The following is a 21,952-nucleotide window of genomic DNA, read 5'->3' as shown; positions in this document are numbered from 1 at the left end:
CATGATGATATGGACGGGCGGGGTCGCCTTGATCATCGCCGCCGCGCTCAATCTGCTGGCGGTGATCGGTCGGCACACCGGCCTGCCGCTCAAGGGCGCGATCGAACTGGTGCAGGTCGTCGTCCTCATCGGCGGATCGCTGGCGCTGGTCGCCGCGACGCTGGGCCGCAACCATGCGCGCGTTCACCTGATCCTCGATCGGCTGACCGGCAGCAACCGCGATGTCGCCGAATGGGTCTGCACCGCGCTGTCGATCCTGTTCTACCTGATGCTGCTCGGCGGCTCCTGCTGGCTGGCCGCGGATTTGTGGGGCAGCCAGGAGGTGAGCGAACTGGTCGGTGTGCCCTGGTGGGCGATGCGCGCCTTCCTCAACATAACGCTGGTCGTCATCATCGCGCTGCTTGTCCGCCAACTGGTGGAAGGGCGCCGACCATGATCCTCGCAACGCCCGAAACCGGGCTGATCGGCCTTATCCCCCTGTTCGCCATGCTGTTGTGCGGCGTGCCGATCGGCGTTTCGCTGGGCCTTGTCGGCGTTGGTGGCCTGATGGTCGCGCTTGGGCCGGAGGGCGCGCTCATCAAGGCGGGCGTCGTCGTGGTCGAGACGCTGACCCGCTATGAACTGGGCACATTGCCGCTGTTCATGCTGATGGCGCATCTCTTCTTTGCGGCCAATGCCAGTCGGGATCTGTTCGATGCCGCCGCCAAGATGATTGGCCATCGGCGCGGCGGCCTGGCCTATGCGTCGATCGGCGGATGTGCCGGTTTCGGGTCGATCAACGGTTCCAGCCTGGCGACGGCGGCGACCATCGGCCTGGTCGCGCTGCCCGAAATGCGCCAGCGCGGCTATAGCGATGCGCTGGCGACCGGCACCGTCGCTGCCGGTGGCACATTGGGCCAGATGCTGCCGCCATCGGGAGCGCTCATCGTTTATGGCATCATTGCCGAACAATCGATCGGCACGCTGTTCACCGCCACGCTCATTCCCGGCATTTCGCAGATGCTCTTCTATTGCCTGGTTGTGTGGCTTCTCGTGCGCTGGCGTCCTTCGATTGCCCCGCCGAGCGAGCGGGCGAGTTGGGCAGAGCGCGGCCGGGCGATGTTGCGCATCGCCGACATGCTGCTGCTCTTGGCCGTGGTGCTGGGCGGGATTGTACTGGGCTGGTTCAGCCCATCGGAAGCCTCCTCTATCGGTACGGCGGGCGCGCTGGCCATTACCGCATGGCGGGGGCGGCTCAACCGCGAGGTGCTGTTCCGCGCCTTTTCCGAAACCTTGCGGACGACGGGCCTCATCTTCCTGGTCATCATCGGCGCGATCATCTTTTCGGTCTTCATCAGCGTGACCGGGCTGACCGAAGCGGTCGGTACTGTCTTGTCGGCCATGGACATGGGCACCATCCCGACCCTGCTGGTCGTCGCGCTGCTTTTGCTGCTGCTGGGATCGGTGCTGGACGGGCTGGCATTGATGCTGCTGACCACGCCCATCCTGCTGCCGATCGTCGAAGGGGTGGGCATGTCGCCGATCTGGTTCGGCATCTTCATCACCCGCGCCATGGAGATCGGCTTCGTCCACCCGCCGCTGGGGATGAACCTCTATGTCATCCAGGGGGTGGCGAAGGACGTGCCGTTGGGACGGATCTTCAAGGGCGTGCTGCCCTTCCTCGGCAGCGATCTCATCCACCTGCTCCTCATCATCCTGTTCCCGGCCATGGCGCTGTGGCTGCCCACTGTTATTGGACAATGACCATGATTGCCTATGTCGGCCCCGACCTGCCGCAAGATGTGCTGACCGCCACGGGTGCCTGTTCCGGCCCGGTGGGATGGAATGTCGATCGGCCCTTTCCGGCGGCGGATCGCTGGCTGGAAAGCAAATTTCCGCTCTGGACGCGGTCCATCCTTCAGGATTGGGCGGATGGCGCGCTGAATGGGCTGGACGCCGTACTCTTCTCGCGCGGCGACGATGCGGCGCAGCGGCTCTATTATTATATCTGCGAATTGCGGCAGCGGGGCGAGATTGCTGGTCCCGAGCCGATGATCTTCGACACGGCCACAATCCAGCGCGCCAGCAGCGTCGCGCATATGGGCAAGGCGATCAGACGACTGGCCGCGCACCTCGGCATCGACGATGACGCGCTGGAGCAAGGGATTGTGGCGACCAACGCGCTGCGGATTGCTGCGCCGCAATTCGGCGGCGGCGCGCCATTGTGCCTGCTGGCGGGAACACCGCCGCCCGATGCCCGCATCCATGCGATGATCGAGGCGGCCGGATGGCGCGCGGCCGGACCCACGCTGGCGCAAAGCTGGCAGAATCCCGGCGACCTTCGCGTGGACGAAGGCAGCGGCGATCCGTGCGCTGCGATCGCGCGCCAGTTGCATGAGGCCGCGCAAGGCAGCCGGGCCTTTCGCGATCATGCCGATGCACTGGCGGCGCAAGCGCGGCACACCCGCGCATCGGCGGTCCTGTTATGGTTCGCGGAAGAGGATGAGGCACGCATCTGGCACTTGCCCGCGCAGCGGGACGCACTGGCCGACGCCAATATACCGACGCTCATCCTCACCCGCCGCGACTGGCGCGCGAACGATGGGGTGGCAGAGGAGATTGCGACATTTTTGAAGGAGTTAAAGGCATGACCCCGCTTGCAGGTCATCGCGTCGCCACATTGGGCGGCATGGCGGATCGCCCACTGGCGCGCTTCCTGGCGTCGCTGGGCGCTGAACTGGGCGGAGCGGTCGAAGGCGCGTCCTTCGTCATCGACGATCTCGGCTTGGAAAGCCTGAAAGACGTCGCGATACCGGAGACGGCTGTGCATGTCTCGGTCACCACCTTCGGGTCGGGCGGGCCGCGATCCGGCTGGAAGGGTGGCGAGTTCGTCGCGTCGGCCATGGGCGGCGCGCTGCGGGTGACGGGTGAACCCGACCTGCCGCCGGTCAAGGAAGCGAGCGATGCCTGCACCTTCCATGCGGACATGGTCGCGGCGAGTGGTGCGATGGCCGCTCATTATGCACGAGGCACCCATGGCAAGGGGCAGCATGTCGACATATCCATTCAGCAGGTGGCCTTCAGCCGCAATTTCAACGGGATATTGTGCTGGCAGTTCGACCGGCGCAAACTGAAACGGGTGGGCGGCGCGCTTGCCTATGGCAAGGCGACTGTGCGCGCGATCTGGCGGCTGGCCGATGGATGGTGTTTCCATTCGCTGATGACAGGGCGACTGGGTGCGCCCGCCAACCAGGCCTTGTCCGACTGGATGGATGCGGTCGGCGCACCCAACCCGCTGCACGGCACCGATTGGCTCAGCTATAACCGTTCCACCCTGCCCGCCGACACGCGCGCGGTGTGGGAAGCAGCCATCGACGCCTTCTTCCGGTCGCGCACCAAGGCGGAGATCGCGACCGAAGGGCTGCGCCGGGGGATCAATGCCTGTGTCGCGAACGAACCGGCCGATGTGCTGGCAGACCGGCATCTCGCCGCGCGCGGCTTTTTCGACACGCCATCGGGCCTGCCGGAACGATTTGCCGCGATCCGCGCGGGTTCGGCGGTTGCCGCGCCTGCCATTCATACAGGCGATCGGCCGGGGCCATTGGCAGGTGTCCGGGTACTTGATTTCGCCTGGGCACTGGTCGGGTCGATCACGACCAAGACGCTGGGCGACCTGGGCGCGGAGATCGTGAAGATCGAAAGCCGCACGCGCCCGGATCTTGCCCGGTTGGATGTGCAGGTGTCCGCATCGCAGCCCGGCAATTGGGACGACAAGCCCTGGTTCGCCCATCTCAACTCGTCCAAGCACAGCCTGTCGCTCAATATGAAGAAGCCGGAGGCGCGCGAACTCATCGATCCGCTGATCGACTGGGCGGACGTGGTGGTCGAAAATTTCTCGCCGGGCACGATGAAGAAGCTGGGGCTGGACTATGACGCGCTTTGCCAACGCAATCCGGGCATCGTGATGGTGTCGGGCAGCGTGTTCGGGCAGACGGGGCCGCTGGCGCAGGAATGGGGCGTCGATGGCACGGGTGGCGCGTTGTCGGGGCGCACCTTCCTGACCGGCTATCCGACGCGCGACCCGGTGATACCCGGCGCTGTGCCCTATGGCGATGTGATCGTGCCGTTCGTGATGGCAGGCGCCGTGGCGGCCGCGCTCCAGCATCGGCGCGAAACGGGACGTGGCGCGCATATCGACGCATCCATGTACGAAATTTGCGTGCAGCAGATGCGCGATAGCCTGTCCGCGGCGCGGCGCGGCGAGCGACCGCAACGGTCGGGCAATGCCGATCCGGGCGTCTTCTTTCAGGATGTGTTTCCGGCACGGGGCGAAGACCGCTGGATCGCGATCAGCCTGTTCGATGAAGACGATCGTGTGCGCCTGCACGCTATGACCGGCCCCGATGTCGGGGCATGGACCGCGCAGCGCGAGGATCATGCCATCGCGTCTGCGCTGCAAGCGGCGGGTATCGCCTGCGGCGTGGTGCAGGATTGCGAGGATATGATCGACCTTGATCCGCAATTGGCCGGACGCGGCGCGCTGGTGACGCTCGATCATCCGATCCTGGGACCGTTCGGCCATATCGCGACGCCCATATCCTTTTCCCGCGACAGGTTTGCGCCCTTCCGCGCGCCCGGCATGGGCGAGCATGCCCATGCCATCGCCCGGACCCTGTGCGGGCTTGATGATGCGCGCATCGCCGAACTGGAAGCGGCAGGAGTTTTTCAATGAACGACATAATAGCTCCGCGCGCCACCGGCCAGCGCAGCCGCAAGGATCTGGCCTGCACCGCCGTCGCCAGCGCGTATCAGAAGCAATTTGGCGCGGACCTCAAACGGCGGGTCGTGGACGAAGGCGAACCCTTCGCCATCGTCCAGGCCGACACGCCGCACGAGATTTTCCATGTGATGGACATCCCCATCATCACCAACCAATGGTGGTCGGCCTATATCTCCGCCAAACAATTGTCGGGCCATTATTTCGACGTGATGGCGCGGCATGGCTATCCTGAAAATAGTTGCAAATATTGCTCGCTTGGCCTCGCCTGCACGCTGGCGAATGATCCAAAGACCGCGCCCTGGGGCGGATTGCCCAAGCCAACCGTGCTGGTCGCACGCCTGACCTGCGACTGCATCCAGCATGTCTTTGGCCAATGGGCACAGGCGCTGGGCAGCGAATTTTTCCCGATGGAAGCGCCAGCATGGGAGCATAAGGAAGCCCATTGGTTCCAGCACAGCCGCAGCGCGTGGCGACGGGTCTATGAGCCGGATCGCATCGCGCTGATGGTCGCGGAAATGCGCGATCTCATTACCTTGTTGGAAAATCGCACCGGCCGCCGCTTCGACGAGGCGAAGCTGCATCACCTGATGGAGCGGATCAACGAACAGGAAGGCTATATCTGGGAAGCCGCGCAGGCGATCGGCAGCGCGCGCCCCTGCCCGGTGTCGATCGCCGAGCAGATGCCCAATACGATGATTCCGCAATGGCATCGCGGGTCGGACTGGGCCGTCGCCCATGCCAGGCGCTTTCGCGACGAAGTCATGGAACGAGTGGCGAGCGGCGCGGGTGCGGCCGACAATGAACGCATAAGGCTGATGTGGATCGGTGCGGGCGTGTGGCATGATCCGGGCTTTTATCAGGCGCTGGAAGAGCGACTGGGCGCGGTCTTCGTCTGGTCGATGTATATGCCCTTTGCCGGGCCGCAATATATTCGCGAGCTGCAGGGCCAGCCGATGGATGCGCTGGCCAGCCGCATCTGTTCGATGAACGAAGTGCTGCATCTGCCGCCATGGATGAACGGGTGGATGACCAGCGAAGCGGAACGGTGCGGCATCGACGCCTGCGTCATCCTGCTGCCGCCCGACAACCGCCTGTCGCAATCGGGCACGAAACTGACGGCGCTTTCGCTGGAAGCAGCGGGCGTTCCGGTGCTGGCGATCGACGCGGACATGGTGGATGCGGCCAATTGGAACCATGACGCGATGGTCGCGATGGTTGCCGACTTTCTGGCCGCGCGGGGGCTAGCGTGACGCTCCGCGCGCTGCTGTCCCTGTTGGTGCCGCTGTGCCTGATGGCGGCGTGCGCCCGGCCGCTACCGCCCGGCGTGACCGAACTGACTTATGCGACGCCCTACAGCCCGAACCATCCGTTCAGCAAAGCGGACAAGGCATGGATGGAATTTGTCGAACAGAAGTCACAAGGGCGCATCCGCATTCGTCCGATCTGGTCGGGCGCGCTGCTGTCGTCGGACATGTCGATGGAGGAATTGCGCCATGGCGTGGCCGATGTCGGCCTCATCACGCCCATCTATGTGCGCGGCGGCACCCATCTGATCCGCATCCAGACCGGTTTCTACAGCGGGGCGGACAGCATCGACTCACAACTGAAACTTTATCGCTGCATCGCCGCGGCCAACCCGCAGATCGGCCATGAGCTGCATGGGCTGAAGGTACTGGCGGTCCAGGGCGGCTCGCTCGCTGGGATCGTCACGACCGACCGGCAGGTGCGCAACCTGGCCGACCTGCGCGGGCTGCGGCTGCGCGCGCCCACCGAATTGCTCACGGTGCTGGAGTCGCTGGGCGCGGACCCGGTCAACATGCCGATGGCGGATGTCTATTCGGCGATGGCCAAGGGGGTGATCGACGGCGTGATCGCGCCGGGCGACACGTTCAAGTCGCTGCATTTCGCGGAAGTGGCCAGCCAATATAACAATCTCGCCATCCCGCGTGGTGCCTATCCGGCAAGAGCGATAGGACTGACACGATGGAACCGGTTGAGCGAGGCGGAGCGGGCGATCCTGACGCAGTCGCAAGCGGTGTGGGAGGATGCGCTGTCGCGCGAAATCCATGCGGCGCTGGTCAAGGGGCTGGAGGAAGCCAAGGCGCAGAAGGTGACGATCTCCGGCATGTCCGCACAGGAACAGGCGCGCTTCGACGCGCTGTATCTGCGCGATTCCGAAGGCAATGCCCGCAGCCTGTCGCGGTTTGGCATCGACGGGATGCAGGCGTTCCGAACGGCGCGCGCAGCAGTACGCGGGCGCGACGATATACAGTGCGGAGGGAAAATATGACGCCTTTGATCGTGATCGCGGCCATGGCAATGATGATCGTCGGCACCGCATCGGCGCAGCCAACGCAGGACAAGGTCGCGCGCCGGATCGGCGATCCGGCAGGCACGGGGCGATGGCCTGCGGTCGCGGAAGGCTTTGCCGACGCGCCCGGCTATACGCTGTACCGTCCCGCCACATGGCCGCGCGAACGATTGCCGTTGGTCCTGTGGGGCAATGGCGGCTGCCGCGACAATGGCCTGTCGGCCAGCCATTTCCTGCGCGAAATCGCCAGTCACGGCTATATCGTGATCGCCAATGGCGCCCCACGCGAAGAACAGCCGCCGCTGACAGCCTTGCCGAACGAGGATGATGCGCCTGCACCTGCGGGGCCGCCCCCGGCCAAGGCCGACGAAACGCAGGTGAGCCAGATGCTGGCGGCGATCGACTGGGCGACGCAGGGCATCCATCGCGATCATGTCGATGCACAGCGCATTGCTGTGATGGGGCATAGCTGCGGCGGATTGCAGGCGCTGGCCGCAGGCGCCGATCCGAGGATCGACACGGTCGTCGCATTCAACAGCGGGGTCTATAACCGGCCCGGCGGCGGTCTGAGCGGTGTCTGGATCACCAAGGATGATTTGAAGAAGCTGCACACGCCCGTTGCCTATATATTGGGCGGGCCATCCGACATCGCCTACCCCAATGGGAGCGACGATGTGGCGCGACTATCGCACGTCCCTGTCTTCTATGCGAACAAAGATACGGGGCATGGCGGCACATTTTCGCTCGTCAATGGCGGGGATTATGGCCGGGTCGCGGTCGGGTGGCTCGACTGGCAATTGAAGCAGGATGCCGGTGCCGCCGCGATGTTCGTCGGTGCAGACTGCACCCTTTGCCAAGACCCCAGTTGGTCCATCATCCGCAAGCAATTCCCGGAGCAACCATGAACAAGCCGCTCGCGGGCATCCGCATCGCCGATTTCAGCCATGTCATGGCCGGTCCCTACGCCTCGCATCTTTTGCGTCTGATGGGGGCGGAGGTGATCAAGATCGAGCCGCCGCAGGGCGACAGCTTCCGGTCCTACAATGTCGATCCACGGTTCGAGGGCATGTCCCCAGCGTTCATCGCCGCCAATGCGGGAAAGAAATCGATCGCCCTTGATCTGAAACAGGCCGACGACCTTGCGATCGCCCAGGGTATCGTGGCGCGCTGCGACGTCCTGCTCGAAAATTTCCGGCCCGGTGTGATCGATCGTCTGGGGCTTGGCTATGATGCCGTCCGCGCGTTGAACCCGGACATCATCTTCTGCTCGGTATCGGGCTATGGGCAGGACAGTCCGCAACGGGACTGGCCCGCGATCGACAATATCGTCCAGGCTACCAGCGGCATGATGATGCTGAGCGGCGAAGAGGGCGATCCGCCTGTCCGCGTCGGCTTTCCCATCGTCGATACATTGACCGGCCAGACTGCCGCCTTCGCCATCCTCTCTGCGCTGATCCGGCGCATGCAGGGTGACGGCGGCAGTTTCATCGACGTCTCCATGTTCGACGCCAGCCTGGCGTTCATGACATCGGCGGTGACGCCCTTCCTGGTGACGGGGCGCGCGATGACGCGCATGGGCAATACCGGCTATAGCGGCCTGCCGACCGCATCACTGTTCACGGCAAGGGACGGCCGCCAAGTGTCGCTGGGCGTCGTGCAGCCCAACCAGTTCGCCGCCCTCGCCCGCTTCACCGGCCGCGAGGATTGGCTGAGCAATCCGCTCTTTGCAACGCCGGAAGCGCGACGCGCGAATTTCGACGCCATGAAGGCGGAGTTGGAAGCGGTCATCGCCACCCGCGACGCCGCCGATTGGGAAGCGGGCATGAGCGCGGCAGGCATCCCCTGCGGCATGGTCCGCCGCGTGGACGAAGCCGCAGCCCTGGCGCGGCCGGACGCCTTATTGTCGTTCGATGGCCTCGGCGGGCCGGATGGCGCGATCCGCGCGCCGGGTGCTGGCTTTCGCCTGACGCCAGGCGCGCAGGAGGGCCAAATGCCGCCCCGACTGGATGAACATCGCGATGAAATATTGGACTGGCTCAGCGTTGCCGACGATCGATAGCCACGGATATCCGCGTTAACCGGCTATATTTTGTCCCATCGATATCAGGTCGTCGCTCCCTTCAAATCCTCAGAGCAGCCAGTGGCGCAGGCCTAAGGACAGCAGCCCAAGGGCCGCGATGCTCGCGGCCCAGATGCCGATGAACCAGCCGATTTGGCGTAGCTGTTTACGCATCAGTGATAGCCATCGCTGCCGACCTTGCCGCGGAATACCCAATAGGCCCAGGCGGTGTAGGCGAGGATGATCGGGACCAGGACCGCGCCGCCGACCAGCATGAAGAGCTGGCTGCGATAGGGGGCGGCGGCTTCCCAGATGGTGACGCGTTCCGGGATGACATAGGGCCAGATCGAGATGCCAAGGCCGAGCAGGCATAGGCCGAACAAGGCGAGCGCCCAGAGGAAGGGCTGCGCATCCTTGCGTTGGGAAAGGCTGCGGTAGAAGAGCGCGGTGACGATGATCGTCGCCAGCGGCACTTGCGCGGTGGCCAGCACGCCGGGCCATGCCAGCCAGCGGCTTTGATAACTGCCCTCCAGCGTCAGCGTGGCGAGGCTGACCGCGCCGATCACGACCAGCATGACGATGCCCAGCCGCCCGGCATAGGTCACGGCCTGGCGCTGCAAGCCGCCCTCCGTCTTCCAGTTGAGCCAGCAGGCGCCGAGCAGCGCATAGCCGACCATCAGGCCAAAGCCGGTGAGCAGCGAGAAGGGCGAGAGCCATTCCCACCAGCCGCCTGAATAGGCGCGGCCCTCGACGCTGATGCCCTGCAGCAAGGCACCCAGCGCGATCCCTTGGGCAAAGGTGGCGACGGCGGACCCGCCGGTGAAGGCGCGGTCCCACCAGGCGCGGTGCGCCGGGTCGCGCCAGCGAAACTCGAAGGCTACGCCGCGCAGCACGAGGCCGAGCAGCATCGCGATCAGCGGCGCGTAAAGGGCGGGCAGGATGATGGCATAGGCGAGCGGAAAGGCCGCGAGCAGCCCGCCGCCGCCCAGCACCAGCCAGGTTTCATTGCCATCCCACACCGGCGCGATGCTGTTCATCGCAGTGTCGCGATCCTTGCCCACCTTGAACAGCGGGAAGAGCAGGCCGATGCCGAGGTCGAACCCGTCCATCACGACATAGGCGATGATCGCAAAGCCGATGATGGCAGCCCAGATGACGGTCAGGTCGATCATGCGTCGCCTCCTTCGATGGCGGGTGCGGGGGTTATGCCGGCGGTGCGGATCGGCGCACCGTCCAGCGTGCTTTCATGCGCTTCGGGCGGCTTCTTCATCAAGTGCAGCAGATACCAGATGCCCATGCCGAACACGCTGAAATAGACGATGACGAAGGCCAGCAGCGAGGCCGCAACCGCGGGCGCATCCAGCGGTGAGGCGCTTTGTGCGGTGCGCAGCAGGCCATAGACGGTGAAAGGCTGCCGCCCGACTTCGGTCACGATCCATCCCGCCAGCACGGCGACGAACCCCGATGGCCCCAGCACCAGCGCGGCGCGATGCAGCCACGGCCAGTCATTCAGCTTGCCGCGCCAGCGCGCGATCAGGCTCCACAGCCCCAGCCCCAGCATTGCAAAGCCGATGCCGACCATGACGCGAAACGCCCAGAAGACGATCCCGACCGGCGGCTGATCGGCTTGCGGCACGGTATCGAGGCCCTTCATCGGCGCATTGAGGTCATGCTTGAGGATCAGCGACGACGCCTTGGGAATGGACACGGCATAATCGACCCGCTTGTTGGCGCTGTCGGGAATGCCGAACAGGATCAGCGGCGCGCCGTCGGGATGGCTGTCATAATGGCCTTCCATCGCCATAACCTTGACCGGCTGATGCTCCAGCGTGTTGAGCCCGTGCATGTCGCCCGCGAAAATCTGGATCGGCGCGACGATCGCCGCCATCCACATCGCCATGGAGAACATGGTCCGCGCGCCGGGGTTGGTCCGGTCCTTGAGCAGATGCCAGGCCCCCACGCCGCCGACCGCAAAGGCGGTGGTCAGATAGGCGGCCAGGACGGTGTGGACCAGGCGATAGGGGAAGCTGGGGTTGAAGATGATTGCCATCCAGCTGGGTCCGGGCAAGAACTGGCCGTTCGCTCCCATCTCGAAACCCGTGGGTGTCTGCATCCAGCTGTTGACCGACAATATCCAGAAGGCGGAGATGAAGGTGCCGATGGCGACCGCGCAGGTGGCGGTGAAGTGCAGCTTGCGCCCGACCTTGTTGATGCCGAACAGCATGACGCCCAGAAAGCCTGCCTCCAGGAAGAAGGCGGTCAGCACTTCATAGGCCATGAGCGGTCCGATGACCGGACCCGCCTTGTCGGAGAAGACCGACCAGTTGGTGCCGAACTGATAGGACATGACGATGCCCGACACGACGCCCATGGCGAAGACGACGGCGAAAATCTTGAGCCAGTAGCGGAAGAGATTGGCATAGACGCCCTTGCCGGTGGCGAGCCACAGCCCCTCCAGCACCATCAGGAAACTGGCGAGGCCGATCGAAAAGGCCGGGAAGAGGAAATGGAAGCTCACCGTGAAGGCGAACTGGGCGCGGGCGAGGATCAGGGCGTCTAAGGAGTCGAACATTGGAAATGTCCTTTCGCCCGATCTTGTACCAGATGGGCAGGGATAAAGAGATAGGTCAGATTGTCAGAGGCCGGGCAGGAAGGCAGCGGCGCTGCGCCAGAGCATGTAGAGGGCGACGACGAAGATCAGGATTGCAAAGACGGTGGTGAGCCGCCCGGTCTTGGCCCCCAGCCGCTCGGCCAGCCGCGTGCCGCCGACGCTGCCGACGACCCCGCCCGCCACGAACACCGCGGCGAGCGGCCAGTCGATCAGCCCGGAAAAGGCATAGTTGGCCGCCGTGGTGAGGCCGAACGCCGTGACGGCGACGAGCGACGTGCCGACCGCCATCAACATCGGCATCCCCGTCGACGCGACCAGCCCCGGCACGATCAGGAAGCCGCCGCCAATGCCGAAAAAGCCGGAAAACAAGCCCGACCCAAGGCCATAGCCCACCACCTTGGGCGCTTTTTCGCGATTGCATTCTGCGCCCGGATTGCCCGCATTGCCGCGCCCCTTGAGCATCAGCACGCCGACCAGCAGCATGACGAGCGCGAACAGCGCCAGCAATTTGTCGCCATCCACCATCTTGCCAAAGGTCGATCCGGCGAGCGCGCCGACGATGCCCGCCGCGGCATAGATGCCGCCGCAACGCCATTTGACATGATGGGCGCGGGCATGGCTGGCCAGGCCCGTCGCGGCATTGATGGCGACCGCGAGCGCGCTGGTGCCAATGGCGACATGCGGGTTGGGCACGCCGACCAGATAGACCATCAGCGGCACGGCCAGGATGGACCCGCCGCCGCCGACCAGGCCCAGCACGAAGCCGACCAGGCTGCCCGACAGGCCGCCCAGCAGATATTGGGTCAGGTCCATCATGACCGCGACTCGATCGGCTGGGGCTTGACCATCCACTCGCGGCCCTTGAGCATTCCATGCCAATAGACCGGCGGCAGGATGGTATCCTTGAGCAGCCAGGACAGACGCGACGGGCGGGTGCCGTCGATCAGCCAGTTGGGAAAGCTGGGCATCAATTTGCCGCCATAGCCGAACTCGGCCAGCACGATCTTGCCGGCCTCGACAGTCAGCGGGCAACTGCCATAGCCGTCATAGGCGGCGACCGGGGGATGGCCATCAAGCGCGGCCAGGGCGTTCACCGCGACCACCGGCGCCTGCTTGCGCGCGGCGGCCATCGTCTTGGCATTGGACGCGGAACAGGCATCGCCGAGCGCGAATATATCGGGGTAGCGCGGGTGGCGCAGCGTCGCCTCGTCCACCGCGACGAAGCCGGAGGGGGCGGCGAGCAGACTGTTGCGGATGAAGTCGGGCGCAACCTGCGGGGGGACGACATGGATCATGTCATAGCGTTCCGCCACGCGCCTGACGCCATCGCCGTCCGCCTGCTCGAAAATGGCGGTCTTGGCCGGGCCATCAATCTCCACCAGCTTCGACCCGAAATTGAGGTGAATGCCGTAGCGATCGACATAGTCCATCAGCGCCGGAACATAGGCGGCCACCCCGAACAGCGCTGGACCGGCGGTGTGGAACTGCACGTCGCTTTGCGCCAGCACGCCCGCCTTTTCCCAGCGGTGGCAGGACAGATACATCGCCTTTTGCGGGGCGCCTGCGCATTTGATCGGCATCGGCGGCTGGGTGAAGAGCGCGCGTCCGCCCTTGAACGCCTTGGCCAGGCGATTGGTATAGGGGGCCAGATCGTAGCGATAATTGGACGTGACGCCATCATGGCCGAGCGCATCGACGAGGCCCGGAATGGCGTTCCAGTCGAGCTTGATGCCGGGGCAGACGATCAACACGCCATAGCCGATCCGCCGCCCGTCATCGAGCAGCACCTGCTTGTCATCGGGCTGGAAATGGCTGACCGATCCCTTGATCCAGGTCGCGCCGCTCGGAATCAGGTGCGCCTCGCTGCGCCGGGTAAAGCCGCTGTCAAACACGCCCGCGCCCACCATCGTCCAGCCAGGCTGATAATAATGATCGTCGCTCGGTTCGATGATGGCGAGGCGGATGCCCCGGCGGCGCTTGAGGATGCTGGCGGCCGTGGCGATCCCGGCGCTGCCGCCGCCGATGATCAGTATATCATAAGAGGCGGCGTCCTGTCCGGCGACCAGTGCGTCCGCCATCGCCGCCAGTTTTTCGGCGCGGCCCCCCGACCGGCAATAGCCCAGCACTGGGCCGGGGAGCGTGTCGAGCGCGTGGCGCATCGCCTGCGCATCGGCATCGGTCATCGCGCCGGGGGTTACGGGGATGTGCGCGAAGGCGAGGCCAGCGGCTCTGGCGACGGCACCGATGTCCGCAGCGGTCGGCTGGCCATCCTCCTCGCCATCGGGGCGGTTGCAGATGATCGCGCGAAAGCCCTGGCGCGCGGCCTGTTCGACATCGTGCGGCGTCAGTTGCGGGGCGGTGGCAAAGGCCGGGGTCAGCCGCTTGATATCCATGATGATCCTCCTTGGTCCGGCGTGCCGGTTATGGTCTTGACGTGACGCGGTGCAGCGCCATGCCGCCCAGCATGGCCAGCACGAACGGAGCGACCGCCGCCGGGGCGAGGGCCAGGCTGGCGAGAGCGGGGCCGGGGCACAGGCCACCTATGCCCCAGCCGATGCCGAACAGGATCGCGCCGAGCGCGAGCTTCCCGTCGATCCCTTTGGTTTCGGGCAAGTTGAACTGCTGATCGGCGATGGGGCGCTCGATCCGCTTCTGCACCAGCCAGGCAAGCGCCATCGGGATCATCGCGCCGCCCATGACGAAGGCCAGCGTCGGATCCCATGGTCCCAACAGGTCGAGGAAGGCGCGCACCCGCATCGGATCGGCCATGCCCGATAGGGCAAGGCCCGCGCCGAACAGCGAACCGGACAGTAGCGCAAGGATGACCCGCATCACAAAAGTCCCGCCAAACGGATGATCGCCACGGTGGCAAAGCCGCTGCCCATGAACAAAGCGGTGGCGGTGAGCGAGCGGCGCGACAGGCGCGACACGCCGCATACGCCATGGCCGCTGGTGCAGCCGGACCCCAGCCGCGTGCCGTACCCGACGATCAGGCCCGCGATGATCAGCAGGCCGGGCGCGGGATAGCTGGCCGGGACGCCGCCCGACAGCAGCGCCACGACCAGCGCACCCAAGGGCAAGCCAAGGATGAAGGCGATCGCGACGCTGCGTGGTGCGCCGCCCTGCGTGAAGCCAACGGCCCGCGCCGCAAGCCCGCTGACGCCCGCGATCCGGCCGAGGCCGAGCAGCATGATCGCCGCCGCCACGCCGATCATCAGCCCGCCGATGAGGCCCGCGACCGGCTGGGCATCGGGAAAGCCGGGGATCATAGCTGGTTCACCGGTATCTTGAGATAAGCGACGCCATTATCCTCGGCGACCGGCAGGTGGCCCGCGCGCATATTGACCTGCACCGAGGGCAGGATGAGGCGCGGCATGTCCAGCGTGCGGTCGCGCGCTTCGCGCATGGCGACGAATTCGTCTTCGGTTACGCCGTCATGGGCGTGGATATTGGCCCGGCGCTGATCTGCGACGGTCGTTTCCCAGACATAATGGTCGCGGCCCGCGGGCAGATAGTCATGGCACAGAAAAAGCCGGGTTTCGGGCGGCAGTTCCAGCAACCGGCGCATCGACCGGAACAAGGTGCGGGCGTCGCCGCCGGGGAAGTCAGCGCGCGCGGTGCCATAATCGGGCATGAACATGGTATCGCCCACGAACACCGCATCGCCGATCACATAGGCGACGCAGGCGGGGGTGTGGCCGGGCACATGCAGCACCGTGACCGACAGGGTGCCGATCGCGAAACTGTCGCCATCGGCCCAGAGATGGTCGAAGTCCGATCCGTCGCGCGGAAATTCCGCGCCGACGTTGAACAGCTTGCCGAACATATGCTGCACTTCGCAGATATGCGCGCCGATCGCGATCTTCCCGCCCAGCTTCTGCTGGAGATAGGGAGCCGCCGAGAGATGATCGGCATGGGCATGGGTTTCCAGATGCCAATCGACGGTCAGCCCCTCTGCCTCGACATAGGCGATCACCGGATCGGCGGATTCGACATTCGTGCGGCCGGAGGCGGGGTCATAGGTCATCACGCTGTCGATCACGGCGGCGCGGCGCGTCTGCGCGTCATGCACGACATAGGTCACGGTGAAGGTCGGCGGATCGAAGAAGGACTTGATCACGGGCACGCCTTCGCGGGCGGCGAGGATCTGCGTCTGGGCTTTGGTCAATGCGGGGTCGGACATGCGACTCTCCTTTGGTTTCATATTTACATGAATCATGTATATGTATAGAGACGGGCCGTCAAGGGGTTGCCTCATGGTGGCCAGGATTGCAGGACGACAGGCATGAACGAAGTGATGACAGATGGACGGCGGCCGGTGCGGATCGGCGACACGGCCCCAGATTTCCGTGCCCGATCGACCAAGGGCGATTTTCAACTCTCGGCGCTGCGTGGCCAATGGGTGATCTTTTTCTCCCACCCCGCCGATTTCACGCCGGTATGCAGCACCGAATTCGCCGCGCTGGCGCGGCGTCAGGCGGATTTCGATGCGCTCGATTGCAAACTGGTGGGCCTGTCGGTGGACAGCCTCTATGCCCATCTCGCCTGGGTCCGCGCGCTGCGCGATCTGTTCGACGTGGGAATCGACTTTCCCATCATCGAAGATCCCAGCATGGCGGTGGGCCGTGCCTATGGCATGATCGATGATGCCGCCGTCGACAGCATGGCCATGCGCTCGACCTTCTTCATCGATCCGCAGGGGGTCATCCGGGCAACCACCTGCTATCCGCATAATGTCGGTCGCTCGGTGGACGAGATGCTGCGCCTGTTGCGCGCGCTGCAGCGGGTCGATGGCGCAAGCCACCTGACGCCCGAAGGCTGGACGGACGGTCAGCCGCTATTGCTGCCCGCCGCCGACGGGACCGATGCGGCACCCGACTGGTTCTGCCGGTTCGAGGCGTCCACGTGAGCGCGCTTTATGTGGATCGCGATGCCGCGGCGTTGGCGGCCGAAAAGATCAAGGTCTTCGCCCAGCCGCAGCGGTTGATGATCCTGTCCTGCCTGCTGCGCGGCGAACGCAATGTCGGCGAGATCGCCGAGATCACCGGCATCGGCCAGCCCGCGCTCAGCCAGCAACTGGCCGAACTGCGCCGCGCCGACCTGGTGCAGAACCGCAAGGAGGCCAAGCAGGTCTGGTACATGCTTGCCGACGATGGCGTTGCGCTGTGCGTCCGCACGATCGAGGCGATATTCGCGGGCGATGGCGCACCGCCTTTGCCGACCGTCGAACCGACATCCTTGCCCGCACCGACAATCGACGGTGTGGCGGCCTTTGCCCGCATTATAAACTAGGCGTGTTTCGCCGGTTTGATTAGGTTCTAGTTTGGACGCCGATAGGGGAGGCATCGGCCTTCCTATCGCGAATTGGATCGTCAGCATCAATGCGCGAGGGCTCCGCATGTGCCACGTTCATTTCGTTATATGGTTAACGCTCGCTTATGGGCGTCATCCGGAAATCGTATGACGATCGCCGTCCCGACCCGCATATCACCCAATGCGACGCGGGCGCCCATGCGCTGTGCGGCGGATCGGACGATTGCCAGGCCAAGGCCCGTGCCGTCAGGCCCCTGCGCGCCGCCCAGCCGGACGAAACGCTCGAATATCGCTTCCTGCTTATCGGGCGGTATGCCGGGGCCGTCGTCACGGACGGTCAGCAGCGTTTCGCCCTGCCGCCGCAACAATGTGATCGATACGGTGCCACCGCGACGGTTGTAGCGGATGCCATTGTCGATAAGGTTCGCAATGATCTCGAAAGCCAATGTGCGGTGGCCGGATATGCCATAATCCACCCCGTCATCCGCCTCCAGGTCCAACTCGACACCGGCCATGATCGCCTGGTTGATCAGGCGGCTGATCACGGCGGAACAGACTTCCTTGAGGTCCACGGCCTCCAGCGGGGCGGACACACCCGCTTCCTCGGCGCGGGCGAGCGCGAGAAGCTGGGTCACCAGCCGTTCAAGCCGCGACACGGCATCGCCGATTTCGTCGAGCGCGCCGCTCGATCCGCGCCGGGCCAGCGCGACCTGTACCTTGAGCACGGACAAGGGCGTGCGCATCTGGTGCGATGCATCGGCGGTGAAGCGCCGCACGCCGCCGGTCGCCGTGTCGAGTTGCGCCAGCAACTGGTTGAAGGCCGTTGCCAGTGGCTGCAACTCCCGTGGCAACGGCCCGTTGTCGAGCGGTGAAAAATCCGGCCGACTGCTCAGCTCTCGCGACTGGATCGCTTCCCGCAACCGGGCAAGCGGACGCAGGCTCCACCCCAGCGCCGGACGCAGCAGCAGGGCCGCCATCCCGACCAATGCCAATTCCGCCAGCAGCAGCGCGCCCAGCAGGCGGTTGGTCAACGCCTTGCGATTGTCGAGCGTTTCGGCGATCTGCACGATGACGGGACGATCGATCCGGGGCAGCATCCGCTTCACCTCGCCGATGCGGATGTCCTGGTCACGATAGCGGGCGAACCGAAAACGGGGCTGGTCGGTCACCAACGTTTCGGGATCGGGTGCGGGCAGGTCGGCATAGCCGGTCAGCAATTCGCCCCCCACGGCGATGCGGTAATAGACATTGTCGCGTTCGCCATTTTCCAGCATGCCAAAGGCCGCGGGCGGCAGGTCCAGCGTCACTTCGCCCCGCTCAACCTGCACCGTTTCGGCTATGGCACCCAGCGCGCCGCCCAAGACCCGGTCATTGGTGCGGCGCACGACATCGGCGATCAGCGTCGCGCCGCCGATGCCGACAATCGTCGCCACCGCCAGCAACGGCCCCAGCATTGCCGCCAGCAGCCGGGTGCGCAGCGCAATGGCCTGGCGCGGTACAGGGCGCGATACAGGGCGTGTCTCAGTCGGCATCGAGCATATAGCCAACCCCCCGCACCGTGCGGATGCCGGGGCCATCGGGTGCCAGCTTGCCGCGCAGCCGGGTCACATGCACCTCGATCGCATTGCCGCCCACCGGCTCGTCGAAACCGAACACTTCGCCGATCAGCAATTCGCGCGGCACGACTTGGCCCGCGCGGGTCGCCAGCGCGTCGAGCACCGCCAGTTCACGGCGGCGCAAGTCCAGTGATCGCCCTGCAATGTCCGCCATGCCGGTCGAGCGGTTGATCGTCAGCGCGCCAACGACAAGTTTGGGTGTCGGATCGCCGCCGCGCCGCCGCCCCAGCGCCCGCACGCGGGCTTCCAGTTCTTCCGGCTCGAACGGCTTGCGCAGATAATCGTCTGCGCCCAGATCCAGCCCTCGCACGCGGTCGTCCAGTGCGTCGCGCGCCGTCAGCATCAGGACGGGCGTGCGCGCGCCCCGCCTGCGCAATTCGGCCAGCACCGTGAAGCCGTCGATGTCGGGAAGGCCAACGTCGAGTATCGCCAGCGCATAGGGTTCGCTGCCGATGACGGCCAAGGCATCCCCGCCGGTCGCGACATGATCGACGGCATGGCCCCCTGCGCGGAGCAATGCCGAAAGGCTGCGCGCCAGCGCGGCGTCGTCCTCGATGATCAAAATGCGGATGGGGCACCGGTTGCTGAAAGGTTGATGACAGGTTCCTTTTGTATCCCACCCTCGCATCTTATCCGAACATAGAGGCGGAAAGCGAGGAGATGGAGCGATGCGATGGGTTATTCTGAAGATAGCGATACTGGCAAGCCTGGCCGTGCCAGCCATCCCGGCGCACGCACAGCAGCGCCCGACCGGCTATCCGCGTTCCTATGACCAACTGATCGCCGCCGCCCGCATCGAGCGGCAGGTCAGCGTCTACGCCAATGCCGACCGGGCGGAGATGGTGCCGATCATCCTCGCCTTCCAGCGCCGCTATCCCGGCGTCACCGTCAATTATGCCGACCTGGGCTCGGCCGAAATTTCCCGCCGCTTCATGGCCGAAACACGCGCGCGAAAGCCGTCGGCCGATCTCGTCTGGTCGTCGGCGATGGACCTGCAAGGCAAGCTGATCAACGATGGCTTCGCGCAGGCCTATGCCAGCCCGGAAAAGCCCGCTCTGCCCGCGTCGGCGGTGTGGAAGAATATGGGCTTTGGCGTCACGGCCGAACCGATCGGCTATGTCTACAACAAGAAAGCTATCCCCGCGGCACGGGTGCCGCGCACGCATGCCGCGCTTGAAGCGCTGTTACGGCGCGACCGCCGCGCGCTGACGGGCAAGGTCACCACCTTCGATCCGGCGCTGTCCAATGTCGGCTATCTGTACCTGACCGAAGATTTCGCGATCACGCGCGACACCCGGTCGCTGGCCGAGGCGATAGCCGCGACCCGGCCCGTGCTGGCCACGACGACGGAAGCGATGTTGCAGGCTGTGGCGCAGGGGCGGCAGGCGATCGCTTATAATGTCATCGGCTCCTACGCGCTGGAGCGGGCACGGCGCGATCCCCGGATCGGCGTGGTCTTCCCTCAGGATTATACGATCGTCACCTCGCGCATCGCCTTCATCGCGCGCGACGCGCGCCATCCGGCGGCGGCAAAGCTGTTTCTCGATTTCCTGCTGTCGCGCCAGGGGCAATCGCTGCTGGCCCAGCACAGCCTGTGGCCGGTGCGGACGGACATCCGCGCCCGCCGCCTGCCTGCTGGCCAGGCCCGACCGATCCGGGTCGGCCCCCAGCTTCTCGTCAATCTCGATCGCGTCAAACGCCAGCGTTTCCTGCGCGATTGGAACGATATCCTCGCGTCTGGAGCCAAAAGCCAATGACCTCGTCCTTCCTGCGCGGCGGTTGCGCCGCGCTGGCGCTGATCGTCGCGACGCCCGCTCTGGCCCAGGCTCCCGACAGTCAGACGCCCGACAATCAGGATCTGGCCGATCTGGTGCGCGCCCAGGCGGCCGAGATCGCTGTGCTGCGGGCGCGGCTCGACAGGCTGGAAGGACAGAATGCCGCCACGGCCGCGCCACAGGCCATGGCCGCGCCACAAATGGCGCAGCAGCAGGCCACGCCGCCGCCGATGATCGTCAGCCCATTCGCCCCGCAGATCGTGCCGCCTGGTCCTGCCGACATCGACGTGGCGCAAGCGCGCGCCATCGCCGCCGCCGAAGTTGGCCTGAAAACCGAATGGGGCGCGGGCCTGCCGGTATTCCGCAGCGCCGACGGTATATTCACCTACAAGCCGCGCGGCCGTATTCTTGTGGACGTCAGTTCCACCATGGGTTCGCGCTATGGCGGCCGCAACACCACGACCACTGGCATGCGCGCGCTGCGCCTGGGTCTTGAAGGCGGCGTCGGCCCGCATTTCTTCTACCAGTTCGAAACCGATTTCTCCGAAAATGAAGTCGATATCGTCACCGCCTTCATGGGGTGGCGCAACAAGATCAGCGCCAATATCGATTATGACGTGCGCGTCGGCCACCTGTTCAACGACCGCGCGTTCGAAGGCAGTACCGGCTCCGACTCCACGCCATTCCTGGAGCGTGGCACGGTATCGACCGCCATCATTCCACAACGCGGCTTCTACGGCATCGGCATCATGGGCCGGATGTTCGGCCCCAATTGGCACGCATCGGTCGCCATCACTGGTGACCGGGTCGACGGGCAGCAGGCGACGAACGACAGCCGCACCGTGTCGGCACGCGCGCACTGGAACCCGGTCAAGACCGACAAGACCCTGTTGCATCTGGGCGCTTGGGGCTTCGATGAAGCCTTGTCGAACGCCGCGACCGTCCTGACGCGCAGCACCGTGATCGGCGGACGCTTCAACGGCGCGGTGCGGGTCAGTACGGGCGACCTGCTCGGCGGCCGGTCGACCACCGGCTATGGCGTCGAACTGGGCGGCTATAGCGGCGGCCTGTGGGTGATGGGCGAAGCGGGCCAGCGGATCGCCCGGCTCGACGCCGGTCGGCCTGATTTCAAGAGCAAGGCCTGGAGCATATCGACCGGCTTTTTCCTGACCGGCGAACTGCCGCCTTACAACCCTCGCCTTGGCAGCTTCGGCCAGCCCAATGTGCTCGATCCCGTCCTCGACGGCGGCACCGGTGCGATCGAGCTGACCGCACGCTATGAAAATCTCGACTATACCGATCTGGCCCTGGGCGGCGAGGGTTGGGCCGCGACCGTAGGGGTCAACTGGTATCTCAACAGCTTCACCCGCTTTCAGCTCAACGGCATCCAGTGGCACAGCGACAATCGTGCCGGCACTTACACCGGCAGCGACGATGGCCAGACCATCTCCGCCCGCGTCGGCGTGACCTTCTGATCCCCCTTCCTCCAGTTCTTTCAAGGACGCAGC

General features: G+C 65.2%; 22 protein-coding genes. 12 read left to right on the top strand and 10 right to left on the bottom strand.

What is annotated here, in order from left to right:
* Position 1 precedes the first annotated feature (1 nt).
* The 8 genes from OVY48_RS08600 to OVY48_RS08565 are packed head-to-tail and all read left to right on the top strand — an operon-like array spanning position 2 to position 9,129.
* On the top strand, positions 2-436 hold the full coding sequence (locus OVY48_RS08600; protein WP_313922514.1) for a TRAP transporter small permease: 435 nt from the start codon (positions 2-4) through the stop codon (positions 434-436).
* Complete coding sequence (locus OVY48_RS08595; protein WP_313922513.1) at positions 433-1,743, top strand: TRAP transporter large permease; 1,311 nt, start codon at positions 433-435, stop codon at positions 1,741-1,743. Before OVY48_RS08600 ends, OVY48_RS08595 begins: the two co-directional genes overlap by 4 nt.
* Positions 1,744-1,745: 2 nt before the next feature.
* A complete protein-coding gene (locus OVY48_RS08590; protein ID WP_313922512.1) occupies positions 1,746-2,630 on the top strand; it encodes a hypothetical protein in 885 nt (294 codons plus the stop codon).
* A complete protein-coding gene (locus tag OVY48_RS08585) occupies positions 2,627-4,711 on the top strand; it encodes a CoA transferase (RefSeq protein ID WP_313922511.1) in 2,085 nt (694 codons plus the stop codon). The genes OVY48_RS08590 and OVY48_RS08585 overlap by 4 nt, the downstream gene beginning before the upstream one ends.
* Positions 4,708-6,009, top strand: a complete 1,302-nt coding sequence (locus OVY48_RS08580) for a 2-hydroxyacyl-CoA dehydratase family protein (RefSeq protein WP_313922510.1) — start codon at positions 4,708-4,710, stop codon at positions 6,007-6,009. Before OVY48_RS08585 ends, OVY48_RS08580 begins: the two co-directional genes overlap by 4 nt.
* Positions 6,006-7,049, top strand: coding sequence for a TRAP transporter substrate-binding protein DctP (gene dctP / locus OVY48_RS08575; RefSeq protein WP_313922509.1), 1,044 nt, complete (start codon positions 6,006-6,008; stop codon positions 7,047-7,049). The genes OVY48_RS08580 and dctP overlap by 4 nt, the downstream gene beginning before the upstream one ends.
* Positions 7,046-7,975, top strand: coding sequence for a hypothetical protein (locus OVY48_RS08570; RefSeq protein WP_313922508.1), 930 nt, complete (start codon positions 7,046-7,048; stop codon positions 7,973-7,975). The genes dctP and OVY48_RS08570 overlap by 4 nt, the downstream gene beginning before the upstream one ends.
* Entirely contained in the window at positions 7,972-9,129 is a 1,158-nt protein-coding gene (locus tag OVY48_RS08565) for a CoA transferase (RefSeq protein WP_313922507.1), read from the top strand. The genes OVY48_RS08570 and OVY48_RS08565 overlap by 4 nt, the downstream gene beginning before the upstream one ends.
* A gap of 69 nt (positions 9,130-9,198) precedes the next feature.
* Here the strand turns inward: OVY48_RS08565 and OVY48_RS08560 are convergent, their stop codons facing one another.
* From OVY48_RS08560 to OVY48_RS08525, 8 genes are all read right to left on the bottom strand, one after another.
* Positions 9,199-9,303, bottom strand: a complete 105-nt coding sequence (locus OVY48_RS08560) for a DUF2474 family protein (protein WP_076605484.1) — start codon at positions 9,301-9,303, stop codon at positions 9,199-9,201.
* Positions 9,303-10,301: a cytochrome d ubiquinol oxidase subunit II gene (gene cydB, locus OVY48_RS08555; RefSeq protein WP_037474943.1), complete on the bottom strand. Its 999-nt coding sequence runs from the start codon at positions 10,299-10,301 to the stop codon at positions 9,303-9,305. The genes OVY48_RS08560 and cydB overlap by 1 nt, the downstream gene beginning before the upstream one ends.
* Positions 10,298-11,701 (bottom strand): cytochrome ubiquinol oxidase subunit I, encoded by a 1,404-nt coding sequence (locus OVY48_RS08550; protein ID WP_313922506.1) that lies wholly within the window; start codon positions 11,699-11,701, stop codon positions 10,298-10,300. The genes cydB and OVY48_RS08550 overlap by 4 nt, the downstream gene beginning before the upstream one ends.
* Positions 11,702-11,764: 63 nt before the next feature.
* Positions 11,765-12,556, bottom strand: a complete 792-nt coding sequence (locus OVY48_RS08545) for a sulfite exporter TauE/SafE family protein (RefSeq protein ID WP_313922505.1) — start codon at positions 12,554-12,556, stop codon at positions 11,765-11,767.
* A complete protein-coding gene (locus OVY48_RS08540) occupies positions 12,553-14,133 on the bottom strand; it encodes a TIGR01244 family sulfur transferase (RefSeq protein ID WP_313922504.1) in 1,581 nt (526 codons plus the stop codon). The genes OVY48_RS08545 and OVY48_RS08540 overlap by 4 nt, the downstream gene beginning before the upstream one ends.
* 28 nt (positions 14,134-14,161) lie before the next feature.
* Positions 14,162-14,572, bottom strand: a complete 411-nt coding sequence (locus OVY48_RS08535) for a DUF6691 family protein (RefSeq protein WP_313922503.1) — start codon at positions 14,570-14,572, stop codon at positions 14,162-14,164.
* Entirely contained in the window at positions 14,572-15,009 is a 438-nt protein-coding gene (locus OVY48_RS08530) for a YeeE/YedE family protein (protein ID WP_313922502.1), read from the bottom strand. Before OVY48_RS08530 ends, OVY48_RS08535 begins: the two co-directional genes overlap by 1 nt.
* Positions 15,006-15,923 (bottom strand): MBL fold metallo-hydrolase, encoded by a 918-nt coding sequence (locus OVY48_RS08525; protein WP_313922501.1) that lies wholly within the window; start codon positions 15,921-15,923, stop codon positions 15,006-15,008. Before OVY48_RS08525 ends, OVY48_RS08530 begins: the two co-directional genes overlap by 4 nt.
* 102 nt (positions 15,924-16,025) lie before the next feature.
* On the opposite strand from OVY48_RS08525, the gene OVY48_RS08520 reads away from it, so the two are divergent.
* Both OVY48_RS08520 and OVY48_RS08515 read left to right on the top strand, forming a co-directional pair.
* Entirely contained in the window at positions 16,026-16,649 is a 624-nt protein-coding gene (locus OVY48_RS08520; RefSeq protein ID WP_313922500.1) for a peroxiredoxin, read from the top strand.
* Complete coding sequence (locus OVY48_RS08515; protein ID WP_313922499.1) at positions 16,646-17,032, top strand: metalloregulator ArsR/SmtB family transcription factor; 387 nt, start codon at positions 16,646-16,648, stop codon at positions 17,030-17,032. The genes OVY48_RS08520 and OVY48_RS08515 overlap by 4 nt, the downstream gene beginning before the upstream one ends.
* A gap of 125 nt (positions 17,033-17,157) precedes the next feature.
* On the opposite strand, the gene OVY48_RS08510 is transcribed toward OVY48_RS08515, so the two are convergent.
* Both OVY48_RS08510 and OVY48_RS08505 read right to left on the bottom strand, forming a co-directional pair.
* A complete protein-coding gene (locus OVY48_RS08510; RefSeq protein WP_313922498.1) occupies positions 17,158-18,585 on the bottom strand; it encodes a sensor histidine kinase N-terminal domain-containing protein in 1,428 nt (475 codons plus the stop codon).
* A complete protein-coding gene (locus OVY48_RS08505) occupies positions 18,575-19,240 on the bottom strand; it encodes a response regulator (RefSeq protein ID WP_409593653.1) in 666 nt (221 codons plus the stop codon). The genes OVY48_RS08510 and OVY48_RS08505 overlap by 11 nt, the downstream gene beginning before the upstream one ends.
* Before the next feature lie 97 nt (positions 19,241-19,337).
* Between OVY48_RS08505 and OVY48_RS08500 the strand changes: the two genes are divergently transcribed.
* Positions 19,338-20,426, top strand: coding sequence for an ABC transporter substrate-binding protein (locus OVY48_RS08500; protein WP_313922497.1), 1,089 nt, complete (start codon positions 19,338-19,340; stop codon positions 20,424-20,426).
* Positions 20,423-21,919: an OprO/OprP family phosphate-selective porin gene (locus OVY48_RS08495; RefSeq protein WP_313922495.1), complete on the top strand. Its 1,497-nt coding sequence runs from the start codon at positions 20,423-20,425 to the stop codon at positions 21,917-21,919. Before OVY48_RS08500 ends, OVY48_RS08495 begins: the two co-directional genes overlap by 4 nt.
* Positions 21,920-21,952 lie beyond the last annotated feature (33 nt).

The sequence above is a fragment of the Sphingobium sp. SA2 genome, assembly GCF_032227065.1.
Lineage (GTDB): Bacteria > Pseudomonadota > Alphaproteobacteria > Sphingomonadales > Sphingomonadaceae > Sphingobium.
The sequence above is the reverse complement of the archived record's forward strand: the minus strand, read 5'-3'. Positions and strand labels throughout refer to the sequence as shown.